The sequence below is a fragment of the Pseudomonas sp. 2822-17 genome, from assembly GCF_002742485.1.
Classification (GTDB): Bacteria; Pseudomonadota; Gammaproteobacteria; order Pseudomonadales; family Pseudomonadaceae; genus Aquipseudomonas; species Aquipseudomonas cyclaminis.
In genome coordinates this window covers 1-230 of record NZ_LJRZ01000033.1, presented here as the reverse complement: position 1 = coordinate 230, position 230 = coordinate 1, and the positions used below count along the sequence as shown (strand labels likewise).

At 33.9% G+C, this 230-nt stretch carries 1 protein-coding gene; it reads right to left on the bottom strand.

Translation table 11 applies throughout. The annotated features are described in order from the left end of the window. On the bottom strand, window positions 1–181 hold a 181-nt coding region (locus AOA60_RS32040), incomplete at its 3' end, for a hypothetical protein (protein WP_143522297.1). Between the last annotated feature and the right edge of the window lie 49 nt (window positions 182–230).

Genomic DNA, 230 nt, shown 5'->3' with positions numbered 1-230 from the left:
GTGCTAAAGGTGTCTGAAAGATATTGTCTCCTCGTTTTACTGCTGCTTTCTTATTTAAAAGTCTACTTCCTTCCTCATTTAAATATTGAACGATACCTTGTTCATTCAAAATGAGTAAACCAGGACTTTTTTCATTGTCTTCGTTCACTAAATTGAACATAAGTGCAGTTTGTGAAGTCAAATTAACACCTCCTCTTGGGTCTCAAGCAATGTAACAACATACAATATAT